Source organism: Alkaliphilus flagellatus, from assembly GCF_018919215.1.
In the GTDB taxonomy this organism is placed as follows: domain Bacteria; phylum Bacillota; class Clostridia; order Peptostreptococcales; family Natronincolaceae; genus Alkaliphilus_B; species Alkaliphilus_B flagellatus.
In genome coordinates, this window is record NZ_JAHLQK010000011.1 from 1 (window position 1) to 4,570 (window position 4,570).

The 4,570-nt window shown below is 28.6% G+C and carries 5 protein-coding genes; all 5 read right to left on the reverse strand.

Annotation, left to right across the window (positions count from 1 at the left end):
- A partial coding sequence (locus KQI88_RS17670) for a protein rep (RefSeq protein ID WP_216419643.1) occupies window positions 1-385 on the reverse strand: 385 nt, incomplete at its 3' end.
- 1,523 nt (window positions 386-1,908) lie between these two features.
- Window positions 1,909-2,619, reverse strand: coding sequence for a hypothetical protein (locus KQI88_RS17675; protein WP_216419645.1), 711 nt, complete (start codon window positions 2,617-2,619; stop codon window positions 1,909-1,911).
- Window positions 2,620-2,982: 363 nt separating this feature from the next.
- Window positions 2,983-3,135: a hypothetical protein gene (locus KQI88_RS17680; RefSeq protein WP_216419647.1), complete on the reverse strand. Its 153-nt coding sequence runs from the start codon at window positions 3,133-3,135 to the stop codon at window positions 2,983-2,985.
- Between the two features lie 166 nt (window positions 3,136-3,301).
- The gene (locus tag KQI88_RS17685; RefSeq protein ID WP_216419648.1) at window positions 3,302-3,802 is read right to left on the reverse strand and encodes a MerR family transcriptional regulator; all 501 of its coding nucleotides are present in this window, start codon (window positions 3,800-3,802) and stop codon (window positions 3,302-3,304) included.
- Window positions 3,803-3,882: 80 nt separating this feature from the next.
- On the reverse strand, window positions 3,883-4,570 hold a 688-nt coding region (locus KQI88_RS17690), incomplete at its 5' end, for a protein rep (protein WP_216419650.1).

A 4,570-nucleotide genomic window follows, 5' to 3' on the forward strand; every position in this document is an offset into this window, starting at 1 on the left:
CACTTAAATTTTCTCCATAAACATTTTTACAGGTTAAAGTTAAGAAAATAAAACGATAATCTTTTTGCGTAAGAGCATAATCCATAACCTTAGATACTTGACCAAACGTTTTTAACGACCTTCTCCAGCTACACATAGGACATAACCTCACTTTACAAAAATTAGACCTATTTAACTTTAAACTATTATCTTCAGTAAATCGCTTAAACTCTAAAAAAGTACCACATTCAGCTACTCGATAATATTTATTCATACCTAATCTTTTATAGCTTTCAGCAAGTTCCATTGTACTTTTCTTATGAATTTGCCACGGTCTTTCTTTACCATTTTTAACATCTTTTAATACTTTATTTATTTCTGAATATGTGCTATCATTGTGGTACATAATAAAAAAAGACTCCTTTCGTTAGGGACTCCCTTTCGGAAGGTATAAAAAATTCCCTATTTTGTGATTTTAGTGTGGTAACTTAATCATAACACTAGGGATTTTTTATTGCAAGAAAAATAGTATCCTAATAAAAAAGATTTAAAACACTATTAAGTATTTAAAAATCAACGTTTATCATAGAAATAATTAAATTCCTGTTGTTTCTATAGTATCAAGATAAGAAAAAACACGTTTTTTCTAGCGAAAAAACTAAAAACAAAAACCAAAAACCATAGTAAAAAAAATAATCATATAAAGCTCCAAAACGCCCTATAAGGCGTTTTTTTATTTCTACATATATAGAAATTACCTTTAAAGTAAAATAAGGGCGTTATAAGCAGAATAACAGGCAAATAAGATATAATATTTGCACCCTAAAAGAGTAAAAGCGAAACGTATTTTTTCTTTTGAATCGCTTAGCCTTTATCTGCGTTGTAGATTATTAATTTAAAATACTAAGTTTAATATGGCAGCGTGGGGGGTGTGAGCGTGAGCGAAAGAAGGGGGGCGTGCCCCCTTTAGAAGCCCAGTTTTTAAAAAGTGTAATACAGTTGTCCTTCTCGATGAGAAGCTCCAGGACAAAAAACGTATTACAGAATAATAAAAAAAGGGAGCTTTAGCTACCTCATTTTAGACGCCCCCTGTGCGCCATAGGCTATACCTATGTGACGCTAAACAGGTGGGCGTCTCAGCCACCAGCTCTGCCACATGGAATGATTTTTATATTAAAGAATCGTTGATATATAAATATTCATGCTACTGTTTTCAATGACTAGCACCTAGAATAGCAATTTTTTTTTGCTATTAGGGTCGCTAGTAGCATTGCCAGCACCTAGAACAGCAAAAAAACGTTGTTGGATATGTTGTTGGCAAAGAATTTTAATTTAAAAGTCTCATTTTATGACATAGGTAAAAATAAAAATATCATTTCCGAACATATCCTTAAAAATAAAAATACAATTTCATGACATACCTAAAACCATTGGGGGCGACTTTAAAAAGTCCCCCCAATACCCCCATCAAATTTTATATGTCTCCGACGGCACTCGCCGAGAGCATGCCCTCCACCTTGCAGGTGAAGGACTTTTTTTCAGTGTGGGTTTTCCATTTCATCAAGGTAGTATTTTAAATTTTTTTCCTTTGGAACGCTACGCTAAAAAATTTTAAAATCTCCACCTTGACTTCATTTCAAACCTCTTTCTGCGTAAAATATAAATATAGACAGCTAATGTTATATTATTAAAATAAACTAATAAGTGAAAGAGCTATAAATAGATGCAAAGTATGTATTAAACTATTAAACTTGTAAAGATACAAATTTGAAATTATTGAAGAAGTAGAACTTCTTCAATGTATTAACTACAAAGATAAAATAAATTCATTTAGACTTAGTTTATATATATCAAAAGTAAAAAAAGAGAGTACAATCATTAAATAGATGTACTCTCTTTTTTTATTTTAAATTTTTTAATGTTTAACTATTATTGAACTTGAGAAATAGAATAACTAACGCTTCCTGAAAAATCATTATCTGCTATTGGAACTCGAATATTTACTCCACCTATAACAGTATAAAAACCAACATTAACAACACCACTAAATTCTTGTCGTATACCAGTATCCGAAAGAACCTTTGCACTTGATGAAATTTTTTTTACTTGATATGCACCTGGATTTAAATGAACCACACCTGCATCATCAACTCCTGTAAAACGCCAATTTCTTGTAGGATCAGGCTCACCAGGTAGAGGTTGATATTCAAACTCATAAGATGCAGAAACAGCTTTTTTTAACCTAAAATCTTTTTCACCCATATGGTCATCAGTTCTAGATAGTGTTTTCACACCACCAGCTGTTTTCCAAGTACTTAAAGGTGCTATAAGATCAATAGATTCATCTAAAGCAACAGATGAAGGAATTTCAAAAGTTACATAAACTTCTTCAAAATGCAATGGTTTAGAATTTTCTTCAAGAGTTTTAATAATAAGATTTTCTAATTCATCTTTTGTTAAATTTCTTACTATGTCTTTTTCTGATAAAGATTCATCAACAATAACTGGTTCAAAGTTATACTTAGTAGCTAATTCCATAAGTTCGTCAAAAGTAACTTCATGATTTTCATTTGCGAATGATGCTGTTGACATAGAAAAAACTAATGCTAGTCCCAATAAAATTGTAAAAAACTTTTTCATAAAAACACTCCCTTTCCTAATTCCAATTTTATCTAATTGTTTTAAAAATATACAATACATATAAAGTATACCATAAAATGTTTTTTCTGTAAACTATTTTCCAAATTTTTTCAAAATTATAACAAAATTATATAATATATAATAAAAAAGTTTAATATGACATTACATTCATGTTGAAATAACTTTTTGAATATAAATACACTCTTTTTATTAAAAAACAGCACCTATGTAAAATAATAAAATTAAAAATAATGAATAAAACAGAACACATAAATACTTACGATTTATAAAAAAAGGAACTATTTTTGAGAAATAGCTCCTTTTTTTAATTCAAAATTAGATTATTTAAAAACATTTTTTTATTTATTTATGTCTTCGTATTTTTTTTAGTAAACTCATAAAAAATATTTTAAACTTTTCACCAATATAATTTGCAATTTTCATCCAAAAATTTATGAACACAATAAGAATAATAAGTGTAACTAACATTCCCCAAACAAAATTAATATAATCCATAATCTCCTCCTTCATATAAAAACACTACTCTTCGTTTTAAAACACCAATCCCCCACAGATCATATTATGGTCAATATAACATTGATTGTGATAGATTAGCAAGTTTTATATTTGCTAGCTTTTATTCTATATAGAAGAATGAAAGTAAAAGATCATGAAGATAAATTTATTTTTTAAATAACTTAGTCCAAATAGACTTTTTTTCTTTCCTATAATTTTCTATATAATGGATTAGTTCTTGATTTTCTGCTTTAATCTGCTCTCTAATCCGTTGCCCCTGCTCTTCTAATTTTTTATCCAGGATAATATCAAATTCTTCTTTAAGTGAATTAACTTTCTTAGTCATGGTATCATCAATATTTTTAATTAATTGTTGTTGAAAAAGGTCTATGCTATATAGATTAAAATTATTTTCTTCTATCACTTCTGGTACTTCATGAGCTACATCTTCCTTAGCTAATATTTTTCTTATTAAGTGTATATTTGCACCTTCCGACTTTAGTTCTAGTATTTTTTTAAACACCTCAATATCCGATTCAGTATAAACACGATTATTACTTTCATTCCTCATAATATTTAATCTATAATCTTGTTCATATTTACGAATTGTAGATATTGAAATGCCTAATTTTTGAGCTAAATCATTAATGCTGTATAGACTATCCATGTATACTTCCCCCTACATACATACTAGATATATACACCTAACACCTGCCTACATGCACTATGTATATAGCCATATTTATATTAATCAATTTTATAATATTGCTTATATCCAATGTGCCATTTATAACGCTCTATAATATAATCTAAATCTTCTCTTAGCTCCTCATTATCTGTATTTATTAAATCACCATTTTCTGTATCATCAAGGTTTAATAATTTATGTATTTCTTTAAGCTCTCCACCAAATGCAACAAGACGTCTATTTGCTAAAGCTTTATCTAAAATAAAAACAGAATCATCAGTCATTTCCTCATCTATAACTCCGTCTTTATCCCTAATTATAAAATCATTACTTTTTACTGCGTATTTAGCTGATTCTGCAACGCTTTTAGATACATGCGAACTTTTGCCTGTTTTAAAAGCCCTAACATCTATAATCGGTGTATAATCAACTTTAAGACATGATTTCCATAAGCTTGTCCATTTTTCCTGTGAAATATAAAGCTCTGGTTTATTAAAATAGCTTTTATTAACCATTAAAATAATATGAAAGTGTGGGTGAAATGTATCATAATCCTTTGAAGCTTCATCAAGATTATGGGTCACTTCTAAAGCTCTAAACCAACCTTTAACGGCTTGTTTAACTGTCTTTCTCTTAGTTAAAAGATTAAAAGCTTTAAATAATTCATCAAGCTGATCACTTAAATTTTCTCCATAAACATTTTTACAGGTTAAAGTTAAGAAAATAAAACGATAATCTTTTTGCGTA

Coding starts and splice junctions, on each gene's coding strand:
- KQI88_RS17685 (WP_216419648.1), bottom strand. CDS start 3,802: ATGGATAGTCTATACAGCATTAATGATTTAGCTCAAAAATTAGGCATT.
- KQI88_RS17675 (WP_216419645.1), bottom strand. CDS start 2,619: ATGAAAAAGTTTTTTACAATTTTATTGGGACTAGCATTAGTTTTTTCT.
- KQI88_RS17680 (WP_216419647.1), bottom strand. CDS start 3,135: ATGGATTATATTAATTTTGTTTGGGGAATGTTAGTTACACTTATTATT.